This is a genomic window from Clostridium carboxidivorans P7, from assembly GCF_001038625.1.
GTDB lineage: Bacteria > Bacillota > Clostridia > Clostridiales > Clostridiaceae > Clostridium_AM > Clostridium_AM carboxidivorans.
The window spans coordinates 69,365-85,176 of sequence record NZ_CP011803.1; the positions used below are offsets into that span (position 1 = coordinate 69,365).

A 15,812-nucleotide genomic window follows, 5' to 3' on the forward strand; every position below is an offset into this window, starting at 1 on the left:
GAGAGATAATTTATGAAAAAGATAGGTTTAAATGAACTTAGAGAAATGTATTTAAAATTCTTTGAAAGTAAAGAACATTTGAGATTACCGAGCTTTTCACTTGTTCCTAAAAATGATAAAAGTTTATTGCTTATAAATGCAGGAATGGCACCTTTAAAGCCATATTTTACAGGGTTGCAAGTGCCTCCTAAGACAAGAGTTACAACTTGTCAGAAGTGTATAAGAACGGGTGATATTGAAAATGTAGGTAAAACATCAAGGCATGGTACGTTTTTTGAAATGTTAGGTAATTTCTCTTTTGGTGATTATTTTAAGGAAGAAGCTATTCCATGGGCGTGGGAATTTACTACAGAGGTATTAAAACTTCCTAAAGATAAACTGTATGTAACTATTTATTTAGATGATGATGAAGCACATGATTTATGGGTTAAAAAGACAGATATAGATCCTTCAAGAATATTTAGATTGGGAAAAGATGATAATTTTTGGGAGCATGGGATAGGACCTTGTGGACCTTGTTCTGAAATTCACTTTGATAGAGGAAATGAAAAAATAAATACAGTAGAAGAATTTTTAAAAGCAGCAGATGAAGATAGAGTAGTTGAATTCTGGAATCTTGTATTTACACAGTTTGATAAAGATGAAGATGGAAATTATAATAAATTAAAAAATCCTAATATAGACACAGGTATGGGACTTGAAAGAATAGCTACAATTATGCAGGGAACAAATAGCATTTTTGAAGTTGATACTATAAGAGCCATACTAGATGAAGTTAGTAAAGTGGCAAAAATTGAATATGGAAAAGATGAAAAAAGTGATATATCTATGAGAGTAATAACAGACCATGTTAGAAGTGTTAGTTTTATGATTAGTGATGGAATATTGCCTTCAAATGAAGGTAGGGGATATGTTCTTAGAAGATTACTTAGAAGAGCTGCTAAGCATGGAAAATCTTTAGGAATAAATAATGCATTTTTATATAAACTAACAGATATGGTTATAGATAATTCTTGTGGAAACTATGCTGAACTTGCAGAAAAAAGAGATTATATTAAAAAGGTTATAAAATTAGAAGAAGAAAGATTTGATGAAACTATAGATAGTGGAATGCAAATTTTAAATGAATTTATAGAAAATTTAAAAATTAATAATGAAACTATTTTATCAGGAGAAAAAGCATTTAAGTTATATGACACTTATGGATTTCCAATAGAGCTTACTGAAGAAATACTTGAAGAAAAAGATATGAAAGTGGATTTAGAAGGCTTTAATAAAGAAATGCAAAATCAAAGAGAAAGAGCTAGAGCTGCAAGAGAAGAGACCAACTACATGGGAGCAGAAGATACTATATTAAATAAAATACCTTTAGAAATAGAAACAAAATTTAATGGATATGATACTTTGCACACTACTTCAAAGGTTAAAATTTTAATTAAAAATGAAGAATTTGTTTCAACTATGGTAGAAGGAGATAAGGGTGTAATAGTTACAGAAAATACTCCTTTTTATGCAGAAATGGGAGGTCAAATAGGTGATCACGGTATAATATCCACAGATTCATTTAAGGCAGAGGTTGTGGATTGTAAAAAAAATGTAGCAGGAAAAATACTTCATTTTGTAAAGGTATTGAGTGGAACTATAGGTGTAGATCATCAAGTAACTTTAAATGTAAATGAAGCTAGAAGAAATAATATAAGAAGAAATCATACTGCAACACATTTGTTAAATGAAGCATTGAGAAAAGTTCTAGGAGAACATGTTCATCAATCAGGTTCTTACGTAGATGATGAAAGATTGAGATTTGACTTTAATCATTTTGAAGCACCAAGTCATGAGGAATTAAAAAAAGTTGAAGCTTTAGTTAATGATGAAATAGTAAAAGTACTAAATGTGCAAACACAAAGCATGAGTTTAGAAGAAGCAAAAGAAACTGGAGCTATTGCTTTGTTTGATAACAAATATAAAGATGAAGTTAGAGTAGTCTCAGTAGGAGATTTTAGTAAAGAATTGTGCGGAGGAACTCATGTATCAAATTCCGGAGAAATAGGTTTGTTTAAGATAATATCCGAAGCTGGTGTGGCTGCTGGTATAAGAAGAATAGAAGCAGTTACTGGACCTAAAGCAATTGCATATGTAGAAGCTAAAAATGATCTTATTAAGGAAATTGGTAACAAGCTAAGATGTTCTGAAAAGGAGATAATTCATAAATTAGATTTGCAGGCTCTTGAACTTAAAGAAAAAGATAAAGAAATTGCAGAATTAAAATCTAAACTTGCAGGAAGTGCAGAAGATGAAATATTAAATGGTTTCCAGGAAGTAAAAGGAATTAAGCTTTTTACTGGTGTATTAAAAGATGTAGATGGAAATGCACTTAGAGATTTAGCAGATAAGATCAGGAATAAAGGTGGAGAATGTGTAGTTGTTCTTGGAAGTGTAGTAGAAGGAAAAGTTCAGTTTGTATCTATGACTACTAAAGAGGCAATTGCTAAAGGAGTTCACTGTGGAAAAATTATAAAGGAAGTAGCAGCTATAGCTGGCGGCGGCGGCGGTGGAAGACCTGACATGGCTCAAGCTGGTGGAAAGCTTCCTGAAAAAGTGGAAGATGCAATAGGAAGTTGTGTATCAATATTGGAAAAACTAGTTAAATAGTATACATTTTCACGAATATAGTCTATAATAGAATTAGTAGAATTACTAGCGGGGTGATATAAATGGGTAACGATAATACTATTCAGTTTAATATTCCTAAAGATAAAGAAGATTTGACTAAAGAAATATTAACTGAAGTCTATGATTCTCTAATTAAAAAGGGATATAACCCTGTAAATCAATTAGTTGGTTATTTAATTTCAGGGGATCCTACATACATTACAAATTACAATGGAGCTAGATCCTTAGTTAGAAAGTTAGAAAGAGATGAAATATTAGAAGAAGTATTAAAAGCATATTTAGGAATAAAATAAAATCTGTTCCAAATGGGTTTTTAAACTCATTTGGAACAAATTATGTCGATGAATGAGATTAAAATATAATTGTATATATTGCAATTTTGATAAAATTTGATTTTAACAATAACACATTGTACAATACGATAATGAAATTAGGAGAATGAAAATGAGAATACTAGGATTAGATGTAGGCGATAGGACTATTGGTGTTGCCGTAAGTGATCCCCTTGGATTTACAGCACAAGGTATAACTACGATAAGAAGAAAAAGCCAAGATGCAGACATAAAGGAACTTAAAAATATTTGTGATGAATATAATGTGGAGACTATTGTATCAGGACTTCCTAAAAATATGAATGGAACCTTGGGACCACAAAGTGAAAAGGTATTAAAATTTTGCGAAGTGATAAAAGAAAAAATAGGGCTTCCAATTAAAATGTGGGATGAAAGATTAACCACTGTAGCAGCACATAGAGCTATGTTAGAGGCAGATTTATCTAGAAATAAGAGAAAAAAAATAGTTGATAAGATGGCTGCAATATACATACTTCAGGGATATTTAGATAGTATTTCAAATAAATAAACAAATAAATGAGGTGAAAAACCATGGAAAATGATGTAACAACTATCATTCTAAATGATGAGGATGGCAAAGAGGTAGAGTTTGATGTAGTTACTAAAATGGATATAGAAGATAAAGAATACGTGATAGTTGCTCCAAAAGATAAAGAAGAGATAGATGAAGCGATAGCATTAAGAATAGATGTAGACGAAGAAGGTAATGAGGTATTAACTACTGTTGAAGATGAAGATGAATTTGCAATGGTAGAGGAAGCTTACGAAACTTTATTCAGTGAAGATCAACTTAATTAATGTTTAATGCAAAAGCTATGATATTCATAGCTTTTATAATTTTATATAAGTCTAATAAAAATTAATTTTAACGAATTAATTGATTTTCAATTGACAATCAATTAAATACGTATTAAACTATGGTTTGAAAATAATTATTGAAATGGGGTTATATAATGTCAAAGCTTTCACCTGAAGAAACAGAAAAACTTAAGAATAATTTAAAGGAAAAAGGCTATAAGTTTACCCCTCAGAGAAGAGCCATTATAGATATAATAATAAAGAATGAAGGTAGTCATCTTACAACGGAAGAATTATATGATTTAGTAAAGAAGGATTGTCCAGAAATAGGATTGGCTACAGTATATAGAACAGTTCAATTATTAGAAGAATTAGGTGTTATATGTAAATTAGAACTTAATGATGGGTGTAGTAGATATGAGTTGATTCATGAAGAAGAAAATCATCAACACCATCATTTGATATGTACTAATTGTGGAAGTGTTATTGAAGTTCAACATGATTTGTTGGATGATTTAGAACATGAAATTGAAGAAAAATATAATTTTAAGATTACTAATCATAGTCTGAAATTTTATGGAATATGTAGTAAATGTAAAAATGAAACTTAATTCAGGTAGTATATATATGCCATCTGAATTTTAGCTGAATTTATCCAGCCCATAGCAGTCGTTTTTTATTGCTTTTATAATCAAGTAGTATTATTAGGATAGCTATTGGATAAAATATTTTAAAAATTATAAAAAAGGAGGGAAGATTTTTTTGCGAAAGGAAAAAGAGAAAATAAAAATCATTCCATTAGGTGGATTAAATGAAATAGGAAAGAACCTTACAGCAATAGAGTACAAAAATGACATAGTAGTAATCGACTGTGGATTAAGTTTTCCAGACGATGAAATGTTAGGAATAGATTTGGTAATACCAGATATAACATATCTACAAAAAAATATAGAGAAGGTTAAGGGTATATTTTTAACTCATGGACATGAAGACCATATTGGAGCGTTACCATATGTATTAAAAGAAATGAATGTACCTGTATATGGAACAAAATTAACATTGGGTATTATTCAAACAAAATTAAAGGAACACAATTTGTTAAGTGTAGTAGAGTTAAAATGTGTAAAACCAAAAGATATAGTTAAATTAGAGAATGTATCTGTAGAATTTATAAGAACCAGCCACAGTATTGCAGATTCAGTAGCTATTGCAATTCATACGCCTATCGGAGTTATTTTACACACAGGAGATTTTAAAATTGATTACACACCTATTGATGGATGTGTAGCTGATTTAGCAAGATTTGCAGAATTAGGTAAAAGAGGGGTACTAGTTATGCTGGCAGATAGTACTAATGTGGAGAGGCCAGGATATACTATGTCTGAAAGTACTGTAGGAGAAACATTTGGCAGAATTTTCACTAATGCTAAAGGAAGAATAATTGTGGCAACATTTGCTTCCAATATTCACAGAATACAACAAATAATTACAGAATCAATAAAGTATAATAGAAAAGTTGCTGTTTCTGGAAGAAGTATGGAAAATATAATGGAAGTTGCAATGGAATTAGGATATATAGATGCTAATAAAGATGTATTTATTAATGTTGATAATATAAACAAATATCCTAATAATAGAATAACTATTGTTACGACAGGAAGCCAGGGAGAACCTATGTCAGCACTCTCAAGAATGGCATCTTCAGAACACAAAAAGGTAAATATAATACCAGGAGATAGAGTTATTATATCTGCTAGTGCTATACCAGGAAATGAAAAATTAATTTCAAAAGTTATAAATCAGTTATTTAAAAAGGGAGCAGATGTAATTTATGAAGCATTGGCAGATGTTCATGTTTCTGGCCATGCGTGTCAAGAGGAATTAAAACTTATGCATACGCTTGTAAAACCTAAATTCTTTATGCCTGTACATGGTGAATACAGACACTTGAAACAACATGCAGAGTTGGCTGTTAAATTAGGACTTCCATCAAGTAATGTTGTAATTGCTGATAATGGTGATGTAATAGAAGTAACAAGAGATTCTATTAGAAAAAATGGAACTGTTATTTCTGGTCAGGTGTTTGTAGATGGCTTAGGTGTAGGTGATGTTGGAAATATAGTATTGAGAGATAGAAAACATCTTTCACAGGATGGTATACTTACAGTAGTAGTTACTATTGAAAAAGAAAGTGGAAGTGTAATTGCTGGACCAGATATTATTTCAAGAGGATTTGTTTATGTAAGAGAATCTGAAGATTTAATGGAAGAAGCAAGAGAACTAGTCAAGGATGCCTTGAAAAAATGTGAGGAAAAACATATAACTGAATGGGCAAGCATAAAATCAAATATAAAGGAAGTTCTTAGAGTATTCCTTTATGAAAGAACAAGAAGAAAGCCAATGATACTTCCTATAATTATGGAAATATAATTATAGATTTAAATTTTATTTGGCACTTGTTTGGATTTTAAGTTAAAGTTCCAATTATAAATAAGGAGGAGTTTATTTATGAATATCTATGATAAGGCTCACGAATTTGCAAAAGAGTTGGGAAATTGTCCGGAAGTTATTAACCTTAGAGAAGCAAGTAAAGGCATTGAAGGCAATGATAATAATAAAAGAATGTTGGATGATTTTAGAAAATTGCAGATAGAAGCTTATTCACAGCAAATGCAGGATGGAAAAGTATCTGATGAAATAACAGAAAAACTTAAAAATTTAGGACCAATTATATCTACTAATCCTGCTGTAAGCAATTACATTCAGGCAGAGCAAAGATTCAGCATTGTATGGAATGATGTTTTAAAAATTTTAAATGATGCAATAGGTATAGATTTTACCTTTGGAATGAATAAATAAAATACTTCAAAAGTTGACTTTTTAATGTTATGATACTAAAATAGATAGGGTAAGCATAATTGGGTACTTTATAAGTATCCAATTTTTTTGAGTGCTTATTAGGATATAAGGTTACATTTAGTGATTTAAACAAAAAATTGGAGGAATAATAATGGAATTATTTACAAGAAACGATATAAGGAATGTGGCAATAATCGCACACGTTGACCATGGTAAGACTACACTAGTAGATGCACTTCTTAAGCAAAGCCATGTGTTTAGAGAAAATGAAAAAGTTCAAGAAAGAGTAATGGATTCAAATGATCTTGAAAAAGAAAGAGGTATCACAATACTTTCAAAAAATACAGCAGTTATGCACAATGGAATAAAAATAAATATAGTAGATACTCCTGGTCATGCTGATTTTGGAGGAGAAGTTGAACGTGTACTTAAAATGGTAGATAGTGTTTTACTTGTAGTAGATGCTTATGAAGGACCAATGCCTCAAACTAAATTTGTATTGAAAAAGGCTTTGGAGCTTGATCTAAGACCTATAGTAGTTATAAATAAAATAGATAGACCAGATGGAAGACCAGCAGAAGTTTTAGATGAAGTATTTGATTTATTTGTAGAGCTTGGTGCAAGTGATGAACAACTAGATTTTCCAGTAGTTTATTGTTCAGCTAGAGCTGGCTTTGCAAAAAAAGAATTAGAAGATGAGTCAGATAATATGGACCCAATGTTTGATGTTATAGTGAAAAATGTTCCAGCACCACAAGGTCATCTGGACATGCCGCTTCAAATGTTAGTTACAACTATAGACTATAATGAATATGTAGGTAAAATTGGTATAGGAAAAATACAAAGGGGAAGTATAAAAAAGAATCAGCAAGTAGCTTTAGTGAGAACAGATGGACAAATAGATAATGTAAAAATTTCTAGTCTTTATGTGTACAATGGACTTAAAAGAGAAGAAACAGATGAAGCTAAACTTGGAGATATAGTAGCAGTTGCTGGTATTCCAGATATAAATATAGGAGAAACTATAGCAGATAGCGCTAATCCAGAAGCTCTTCCTTTTGTTGAGATAGATGAACCTACATTAAGCATGAACTTTATGGTTAATGACTCACCATTTGCAGGAAGAGATGGAGACTTTGTTACATCAAGACACTTAAGAGACAGACTTATGAAAGAATTAGAAACTAATGTATCTTTAAGAGTAGAAGAAACAGAAAGTGCAGATTGTTTCAAAGTAAGCGGAAGAGGAGAACTTCATCTTTCAGTGTTAATTGAAACTATGAGAAGAGAAGGATATGAATTCCAAGTTTCTAAGCCATCAGTTATATTTAAAGAAGAAAATGGTAAAAAGTGTGAACCTATTGAATACCTTACAATAGATGTACCAGAAGAATTCATGGGAGTTGTTATGGAAAAGCTAGGACCTAGAAAAGGTGAGATGGTAAACATGACATCTGCTATTAATGGATATACAAGACTTGAATTTAAGATTCCTGCAAGAGGACTTATAGGATTTAGAAATGAATTTATGACTGATACAAAAGGTAATGGTATAATGAACCACGTATTAAGTGGATATGAACCATATAGAGGAGAAATTCCTGAAAGAACTAGAGGATCACTAGTTGTATTTGAAACAGGTACATCTATTGGTTATGGATTGTTTAATGCACAAGAAAGAGGAACATTATTTATAGAACCAGCTACAGATGTATATGCTGGAATGATAGCAGGACAATGTTCAAGAGCAGATGATATAGAAGTTAATGTATGTAAGAAGAAACATTTGTCTAATACTAGATCATCAGGTGCAGATGATTCTTTAAAATTAGTACCAGTAACTCAAATGAGCTTAGAGCAAAGTCTTGAATTTATAGGTTCTGATGAACTTGTAGAAATTACACCTAAAAATATCAGAATGAGAAAGAAAATATTAGATTCTGATACTAGAAAGAGAGCTTCAAGAAAAAAATAAATTAAAGCATAATGAAAAAAATGTTTTATTAAATCATATATGTAATTAAAAAATAAGTAGTGTATGAATAAAGCCAGAAGTATCATCTTTTTAAAAGATATGCTTCTGGAAAATTTTATATGCATATATTGAGAAAAATAATTGATTTTGATTAAATATTTTGGAGGAAATAATGAAGGGTATCACATATGATTATATGGAACAATATATAAGATCTCTTATAGAAGAGCATAATGAACCTTTAAAAGAATTAGAGGATTATGCTCATGAAAATAATGTTCCTATAGTACATAAAGAGGTTGCTAGATTTTTGGAGCTTATGATAAATATCAAAAAGCCTTTAAAAATATTAGAACTTGGTACTGCTATAGGATATTCATCTATCCTTATGAATATAAGTTCTAAAGGCAATAGTGAAATAACAACTATTGAAAGAGATGAAAAAATGATAGCAGCAGCCCAAAGAAATATTGAAAAGTATGGATTTGCAGATAAAATTAAAATAATCCAGGGTGACTGTCTGGAAGTATTAAAGCAATTAAATGATAAATATGATTTAATATTCATGGATGCAGGGAAAGGTCATTATAATCACTTTCTTCCTGAATGCATGAGATTATTGAACAAGGATGGCATAATAATAGCAGATAATGCATTATTTAGAGGAATGGTTGCTTCTGATGATTTAGTAGAAAGAAGAAAAATAACCATAGTTAAAAGAATGAGAGAATATTTAAAACTTGTATCTGATAACAAAAGCTTTATAACTTCAGTTATACCTATGGGAGATGGAATTGCAGTTACAACAAGGAGGGATTGATTTGAAAAAACCTGAATTATTAGCACCTGCAGGAAATTTAGAAAAGTTAAAGACGGCCATAAATTTTGGAGCAGATGCGGTTTATCTTGGCGGTAGTAAACTTAATTTAAGAGCTTTCGCAGATAATTTTACAGATGATGAATTAAAAGAAGCATTAGAATATGCTCATGAAAGAGGAAAAAGAGTATTTGTTACTATAAATGTTTTTCCACATAATGAGGATTTAATTGGATTGGAAGAATATTTAAAAAAGTTATATGAACTAAAGGTAGATGCCATACTTGTATCAGATCCAGGAATTATTATGACTGCTAGAGAAACGGTACCAGATCTAGAACTTCATTTAAGTACACAAGCAAACAATGTTAACTGGAAATCTGCGCAGTTTTGGCATAAACAAGGAGTAAAGAGAATTGTTTTGGCTAGGGAGTTGTCTTTAACTGAGATTAAGAAAATAAGAAATAAACTTCCAGAAGATTGTGAGATAGAGGCTTTTGTGCACGGATCTATGTGCATGTCCTATTCTGGTAGATGTGTTATTTCAAATTATATGACAGGAAGAGATTCTAATAGAGGACAATGTGCTCAACCATGCAGATATAAGTATTATTTAATGGAAGAAAAGAGACCTAATGAATATTTCCCTATACTTGAAGATGAAAGAGGAACATACATATTAAATTCAAAAGATTTATGTATGATAGAATATATACCAGAGCTCGTTGAAGCAGGTATAAATTCTTTTAAAATTGAAGGTAGAATGAAGAGTCCTTATTATGTTGCTAGCATAGTTAAGGCTTATAGACAGGCAATAGATGCATATTTTGAAAACCCTAAAGAATATAAATTCCAGAAAAAGTGGATGGATGACCTTACAAAGGCAAGCCACAGAGTATATTATACAGGCTTTTATTTTGGAGATGCTAATAAACAGGCACAGGAATCTTCTAATTACATAAGAGAATATGATATTGTTGGAATAGTTAGAGATTATGATAAATCCACAGGTGTTGCTACTGTAGAACAAAGGAATAGAGTATTTGAAGGAGATACAGTAGAGATTTTTAGATCAGAGGGTGACAGTTTTGAAATATGCTTAAATGATATGAAAAATAGTAAAGGTCAAAAAATAGAAGTAGCACCTTCAGCTCAAATGATATTTACAGTTACCACATCAGTGGAACTAAAGAAAGATGATATGCTTATAAAGAAAAGAGATTAGTGTAATAAACTTGAGAGGGGGATACGAATGAAACGTCCAATTTTAATAGGTATTACTGGCGGAACTGGTTCGGGAAAAAGCACAATTGCTAAAGAAATATATAATAAGTTTGGTGAAGATTGTATAGCTATGATAGAGCAGGATTCCTATTATAAAGATCAAAGCCATCTTTCTATGGAAGAAAGAGTAAAAACTAATTATGATCATCCTAATGCTTTTGATACACAACTTTTGATAGAACATTTGGAGACACTTTTAAAAAAACAAGCTATAGATAAACCTGTTTATGATTTTGAGTCACATAACAGAAAAAAGGAAACTATAAGGATTGAGCCTAGAGAAATTGTGATAGTAGAAGGTATACTTGTACTTGAGGATGAAGAAATAAGAAATCTTTTAGACATAAAGTTGTATGTAGATACAGATGCAGATGTGAGAATAATAAGAAGAATACTAAGGGATATAAATGAAAGAGGTAGAACTGTAGATTCTGTTATAAATCAATACTTAAATGTAGTAAGACCAATGCATATGCAGTTTATAGAACCTACTAAAAGATATGCTGATATTATAATACCAGAAGGTGGACATAACAAAGTTGCTATAGACATTATAGTGGCTAATATAAAACAATTTTTACAAAGAGAAGAGTAAATTATTGAATAAAAAACCTCATTTTGGACAAAATTTTAGTTTGAGATGAGGTGTTTTTTTATGATGATAAAATTAAATAGGAATACGATAAAAAAGAGACAATATGTAATTTTTTGTATGTTTATAATATTTATTATAGGTATTTATGTTAGAATAGTTTATTTTCAGTATTTTAGCTCAAATAAACTAAGTGTTATGGCTAACTCACAGTATTCTTATAAAGAAGATATTACAGATGCAAACTACATGCTTTTTGATTCAAATGGAAAACAATTACTTGATTATAAAAAGAAGTATTATGTAGTTATATGTCCAGATATATTTATTAAAAATAATCAGGATACTGATTCGGATAAAATTTTGACTTTAATATATATATTGAGAAATTATAATAATGAGTACGACTTATCTAAGATAACTAATTTAAGCAGCAGCCAAAAGTTGTACTATGAAATAGATGAAAATACGTATAATAAATTGAAAAATGTGAAAGGAGTAAAGGGATTCTATACTTATACATATTCTTCAATAAATAGAGATGGTACCTGGAAAATAGAGAACTTATTAACTAGTACTAAAAAAACAGATAGTAATCAACTAAAGTCATCAAATTCATTAGAAATGCAGATTGCTGATAAAACTAAAAATAATAAAAAACCTCAAGTTATAATAGATAGAGATGTAAATGGAAATGTAACAAATGAAAAGACAGAATTGCCTGAAAAAAACATGAATGTAAGGCTTACTGTGGATAAAAATATAGAGGATAAAATTAAAGAGACTTTAAATGATGACAAGTATAAGAATTTTAGTCAAATAGGAGTAGTACTAATGGAGGCAAATACAGGAAATATAAAAGCTATGGTTCAAAAAAATGATAATCTACCTAATATAAATTTAGGTGCAGCAACTAACCATGGATTTTTTCCAGGATCCATATTTAAAGTAATAGTAGAAGAAGCTGGCTTGGATAGGAAAACATTAAGTCTAAATGATAAGTTTACATGTAAAGGACTATACGAATCGGAAGAACCACCACATGGTACTTTAAATCCAGCACAAGCATTAATAGAATCCTGTAATGATATATTCTTTCAAATAGGAAATAAAGTAGGATTTAATAATTTTTATGATAATGCTAAGTCTCAAGGTTTATTGGAAAAATCACTAGGTTTAGACTGTGAAAAGGAAGGAAATTTTGAAGTTAAAGATCCTAAGTATGGTGATGGTAGTTTAGGTGCAGCCTCAATTGGGCAGGGGATTAGAATAACTCCTATAGAAGCTATAAATATAGTTAACACAGTTATTAATGAAGGTGTTTATGTAAAACCTAAAATTTTAGATGCTTATGTTGATGATAACAATAATGAAATAGAAAAATTAAATTCTAATGGCCACCCTGTCATAGAAAAATCTACAGCTAATGTACTGAAGGACCAAATGATAGAGGTAATAAAGCAGGGAACTGGAAAAGCAGCAGCTGTAGACAATGTGGAAATGGGTGGTAAAACGGGAACCACGCAAAGAGTAGAAATGTCTAAATCATTAGCAAAGTCAGAAGAACATTCAGATGGATGGTTTGTAGGCTTTTTCAAGTTTAAAGGAAAATATTATTCTATGGTTGTATTTGTAAAAGATATAGATAAAGATAAAGAAAGCGGCGGTATTACAGCTGCACCAGTTTTTAAGGATGTTGTTAGTAAACTAGTATCTAAGTAACTATCTGAACTTCATGATAAAAGCATAATGCGACACAACTTTTTCAGAGGACAGAGGACAATTGACAGAGGACAGTGAAGGATGATTTTTCTCTGCTTTGCTACGAAAAATCTTTAATTAAATTTTGATGACTCGTTTCGCTAAAGCGAAACATTGCTGAATTATATACATCTAAAGATTATTTTGCTTTAGCAAAATAATCTTTAGAAATAAATTAGTTTTCTGACGTAAGGATGAAAACTCACCTTCATTGTCCTCTGTACTCTGTCAATTGTCCTCTAAAAAATGCTTCACATTTTTTTATATCATGAAGTAAAATTTGTTTGTACAGGCACTTTTTTTAATATTAGCTCATAGTATATTAATAAGCACTATTAGGAGGAGCATCCCGTGTTTTTAACCAACTGCTTATTAGATCTTGCAGGCAGCATGGTATTTCTCACTGCCTATATTACAAATAACAGTTCCTTTCCACAACCTTTAAACGATAAAGAAGAAGAATATTATTTAAAAAAGTTTAAGGAGGGGGATTTACTAGCCAAGAATATTTTAGTTGAAAGAAATTTAAGATTAGTAGCTCATATTGTAAAAAAATATTCATATCCAGGAAAAGAAGTAGACGATTTGATATCCATTGGTACTGTAGGACTAATAAAAGCTATAGATTCCTTTGATGCTTCAAAGGGAACTAGACTTGCTACTTATGCTGCTAAGTGTATAGAAAATGAAATACTTATGCTTATAAGAAATAATAAAAAAACTAAAGGTGAAATATATCTTCAAGATCCTATTGGAATAGATAAAGAAGGAAATGAAATTTCCCTTTTAGATGTACTTAGTAGTGATGAAGATTCTATAATTGAGATTGTGGAGAGTAAAATACAGGTAAAAAAACTATATGATAAAATGAATACTTGCTTAGCAGAAAGAGAAAAGAGTGTGGTAGAAATGCGTTATGGACTTTTAGAAGGAAAACCAAAAACTCAAAGAGAAATAGCTAAAATTCTTGGTATATCTAGATCCTATGTATCAAGAATAGAAAAGAGGGCATTAAAAAAGTTGTATAAAGAATTAAATTATGGTAAAAAGTGAAGATTAAAAATTAATGATTAAGATTTTTAGTATTCTTAGTCATTAATTTTTAGTTTTTTATAAATTTGTCTTTTGTAAAAGGAATTTAATAAAATTTGTAGAATATTAACTTTAAGGCAAGTAAGATTTAACTAATAGGTTACCAACTTCTTTAATAGTACATTTTACAAAAAATTAATCCAGATAACATATTGAATTTGCAAAATTATAATTATAGTAAGGATTGGCGAAAGGAGAACTTAAAGTGATATCACTAAAGGAATTATTGGAAATAACCATTAAAAATAATGCATCTGATTTACATTTAACTGTAGGAGTTCCACCAATAATAAGAATAAATGGAGAATTATCAACTGTTAATAGTGAAAAACTTCAACCAGCAGATACTGAAAGTTATAGTAAAGAAATTTTGAACGAAGACTACGAAGAATATATTAAAAAAGGTGAATTGGATACTTCTTTTTCCGTATCAGGATTAGGAAGATTTAGAATTAATTTATTTAAGCAAAGAGGAAGTTGTTCACTAGCTATAAGGGTTGTAGGACTAAAAATACCTTCAATAGGTGATTTGAATTTTCCATCTGTAATAAAAGAAATTACAAATAACAAAAGAGGTCTTGTACTAGTTACAGGTCCAACTGGGTCAGGAAAAAGTACTACATTAGCGGCAATGATAAATGAAATAAATTGTACCAGGGCAGCACATATTATTACTCTTGAAGATCCAATTGAATATTTACATAAACACAATAAATCTATAATAAACCAAAGGGAAATAGGAAAAGATAGCTTGAGTTATCATAATGCTTTAAAAGCGGTTTTAAGAGAAGATCCAGATGTTATTCTCGTGGGAGAAATGAGGGATTTGGAAACTATTTCTATAGCACTTACAGCTGCTGAAACAGGGCACTTGGTATTTTCTACGTTACATACAATAGGTGCATCAAAAACTATTGATAGAATAGTTGATGTATTTCCTCCATATCAACAGCAGCAAGTAAAAACACAATTAGCAGCAGTCCTTAAAGGAATTATATCACAACAACTATTGCCTAAAGTTGATGGTAATGGAAGAATAGCAAGTTTAGAAATAATGATAGCAACTGCAGCTATCCAAAATATGATAAGAGAAGGAAAAACTCATCAAATAGAATCTTCTATACAAACAGGAGCTAAATATGGTATGAAAACTATGGATATGTCTTTAGCTGAGTTATACAAAAAAGGAATTATATCATATGAATGTGCTTTGAGCTATGCTATGGATAGGGATATATTGAGCAGAATAATATCATTGTAGTTAAAAATAAAAATAGGACCTAAGTCCTATTTTTATTTATTAGAATATAAAGTAATCAAACATTTTTAGACAAGTTTTATTGGAATCAGAATCTAAATATACAGAAAGATCATCTTCAATTTGATGAGTACTTTCCTTCTCACTATCACATATATTCATAGTATCTACAGCATACATTTTTTCAAGCATGGCATCCATAAATAAACCTCCTTAAATTTTAAAATTTTTATTTAAAATTTTAAAGAGAATTTATCCAAAGGATTCATCTTTTTTATGAAGCCTTCGCAAATCAATATAAAAGATCAGTTCGTAGCGCCTCATAAGGCTCTACCCCCTTTTCAATTGCT

At 30.2% G+C, this 15,812-nt stretch carries 15 protein-coding genes; 14 read left to right on the forward strand and 1 reads right to left on the reverse strand.

Annotated elements, in window-relative coordinates:
- The first annotated feature begins 12 nt into the window (after positions 1 to 12).
- The 14 genes from alaS to Ccar_RS00445 all read left to right on the forward strand — a co-directional run bounded on the left by alaS (position 13) and on the right by Ccar_RS00445 (position 15,465).
- The gene (alaS, locus tag Ccar_RS00380; protein ID WP_007064514.1) at positions 13 to 2,652 is read left to right on the forward strand and encodes an alanine--tRNA ligase; all 2,640 of its coding nucleotides are present in this window, start codon (positions 13 to 15) and stop codon (positions 2,650 to 2,652) included.
- A 62-nt stretch (positions 2,653 to 2,714) separates the two neighbouring features.
- Positions 2,715 to 2,966: an IreB family regulatory phosphoprotein gene (locus Ccar_RS00385; RefSeq protein ID WP_007063587.1), complete on the forward strand. Its 252-nt coding sequence runs from the start codon at positions 2,715 to 2,717 to the stop codon at positions 2,964 to 2,966.
- A gap of 151 nt (positions 2,967 to 3,117) precedes the next feature.
- Complete coding sequence (ruvX, locus tag Ccar_RS00390) at positions 3,118 to 3,534, forward strand: Holliday junction resolvase RuvX (RefSeq protein WP_007063586.1); 417 nt, start codon at positions 3,118 to 3,120, stop codon at positions 3,532 to 3,534.
- 23 nt (positions 3,535 to 3,557) lie between these two features.
- A complete protein-coding gene (locus Ccar_RS00395; protein ID WP_007063585.1) occupies positions 3,558 to 3,824 on the forward strand; it encodes a DUF1292 domain-containing protein in 267 nt (88 codons plus the stop codon).
- Positions 3,825 to 3,979: 155 nt separating this feature from the next.
- The gene (locus tag Ccar_RS00400; protein WP_007063584.1) at positions 3,980 to 4,435 is read left to right on the forward strand and encodes a Fur family transcriptional regulator; all 456 of its coding nucleotides are present in this window, start codon (positions 3,980 to 3,982) and stop codon (positions 4,433 to 4,435) included.
- Positions 4,436 to 4,586: 151 nt separating this feature from the next.
- Positions 4,587 to 6,254 (forward strand): ribonuclease J, encoded by a 1,668-nt coding sequence (locus tag Ccar_RS00405; protein ID WP_007063583.1) that lies wholly within the window; start codon positions 4,587 to 4,589, stop codon positions 6,252 to 6,254.
- Between the two features lie 78 nt (positions 6,255 to 6,332).
- Entirely contained in the window at positions 6,333 to 6,683 is a 351-nt protein-coding gene (locus Ccar_RS00410; RefSeq protein ID WP_007063582.1) for a YlbF/YmcA family competence regulator, read from the forward strand.
- 151 nt (positions 6,684 to 6,834) lie between these two features.
- The gene (gene typA, locus Ccar_RS00415) at positions 6,835 to 8,658 is read left to right on the forward strand and encodes a translational GTPase TypA (protein WP_007063581.1); all 1,824 of its coding nucleotides are present in this window, start codon (positions 6,835 to 6,837) and stop codon (positions 8,656 to 8,658) included.
- Between the two features lie 172 nt (positions 8,659 to 8,830).
- A complete protein-coding gene (locus tag Ccar_RS00420) occupies positions 8,831 to 9,478 on the forward strand; it encodes an O-methyltransferase (protein WP_007063580.1) in 648 nt (215 codons plus the stop codon).
- Position 9,479: 1 nt separating this feature from the next.
- Positions 9,480 to 10,700 (forward strand): peptidase U32 family protein, encoded by a 1,221-nt coding sequence (locus Ccar_RS00425; RefSeq protein ID WP_007063579.1) that lies wholly within the window; start codon positions 9,480 to 9,482, stop codon positions 10,698 to 10,700.
- Between the two features lie 27 nt (positions 10,701 to 10,727).
- Positions 10,728 to 11,354 (forward strand): uridine kinase, encoded by a 627-nt coding sequence (udk, locus tag Ccar_RS00430; protein ID WP_007063578.1) that lies wholly within the window; start codon positions 10,728 to 10,730, stop codon positions 11,352 to 11,354.
- Positions 11,355 to 11,414: 60 nt separating this feature from the next.
- Positions 11,415 to 13,073: a penicillin-binding transpeptidase domain-containing protein gene (locus Ccar_RS00435; protein WP_007063577.1), complete on the forward strand. Its 1,659-nt coding sequence runs from the start codon at positions 11,415 to 11,417 to the stop codon at positions 13,071 to 13,073.
- Between the two features lie 390 nt (positions 13,074 to 13,463).
- Positions 13,464 to 14,165, forward strand: a complete 702-nt coding sequence (sigK, locus tag Ccar_RS00440) for an RNA polymerase sporulation sigma factor SigK (RefSeq protein WP_007063576.1) — start codon at positions 13,464 to 13,466, stop codon at positions 14,163 to 14,165.
- A gap of 244 nt (positions 14,166 to 14,409) precedes the next feature.
- Positions 14,410 to 15,465 (forward strand): type IV pilus twitching motility protein PilT, encoded by a 1,056-nt coding sequence (locus Ccar_RS00445; protein WP_007063575.1) that lies wholly within the window; start codon positions 14,410 to 14,412, stop codon positions 15,463 to 15,465.
- A gap of 39 nt (positions 15,466 to 15,504) precedes the next feature.
- Here Ccar_RS00445 and Ccar_RS26955 read toward each other — a convergent pair whose 3' ends face one another.
- Positions 15,505 to 15,663, reverse strand: a complete 159-nt coding sequence (locus tag Ccar_RS26955; RefSeq protein ID WP_007061503.1) for a hypothetical protein — start codon at positions 15,661 to 15,663, stop codon at positions 15,505 to 15,507.
- Between the last annotated feature and the right edge of the window lie 149 nt (positions 15,664 to 15,812).

Coding starts and splice junctions, on each gene's coding strand:
- Ccar_RS00385 (WP_007063587.1), top strand. CDS start 2,715: ATGGGTAACGATAATACTATTCAGTTTAATATTCCTAAAGATAAAGAA.
- Ccar_RS00400 (WP_007063584.1), top strand. CDS start 3,980: ATGTCAAAGCTTTCACCTGAAGAAACAGAAAAACTTAAGAATAATTTA.
- Ccar_RS00435 (WP_007063577.1), top strand. CDS start 11,415: ATGATGATAAAATTAAATAGGAATACGATAAAAAAGAGACAATATGTA.
- udk (WP_007063578.1), top strand. CDS start 10,728: ATGAAACGTCCAATTTTAATAGGTATTACTGGCGGAACTGGTTCGGGA.
- Ccar_RS00410 (WP_007063582.1), top strand. CDS start 6,333: ATGAATATCTATGATAAGGCTCACGAATTTGCAAAAGAGTTGGGAAAT.
- ruvX (WP_007063586.1), top strand. CDS start 3,118: ATGAGAATACTAGGATTAGATGTAGGCGATAGGACTATTGGTGTTGCC.
- Ccar_RS26955 (WP_007061503.1), bottom strand. CDS start 15,663: ATGGATGCCATGCTTGAAAAAATGTATGCTGTAGATACTATGAATATA.
- alaS (WP_007064514.1), top strand. CDS start 13: ATGAAAAAGATAGGTTTAAATGAACTTAGAGAAATGTATTTAAAATTC.
- typA (WP_007063581.1), top strand. CDS start 6,835: ATGGAATTATTTACAAGAAACGATATAAGGAATGTGGCAATAATCGCA.
- Ccar_RS00395 (WP_007063585.1), top strand. CDS start 3,558: ATGGAAAATGATGTAACAACTATCATTCTAAATGATGAGGATGGCAAA.
- Ccar_RS00420 (WP_007063580.1), top strand. CDS start 8,831: ATGAAGGGTATCACATATGATTATATGGAACAATATATAAGATCTCTT.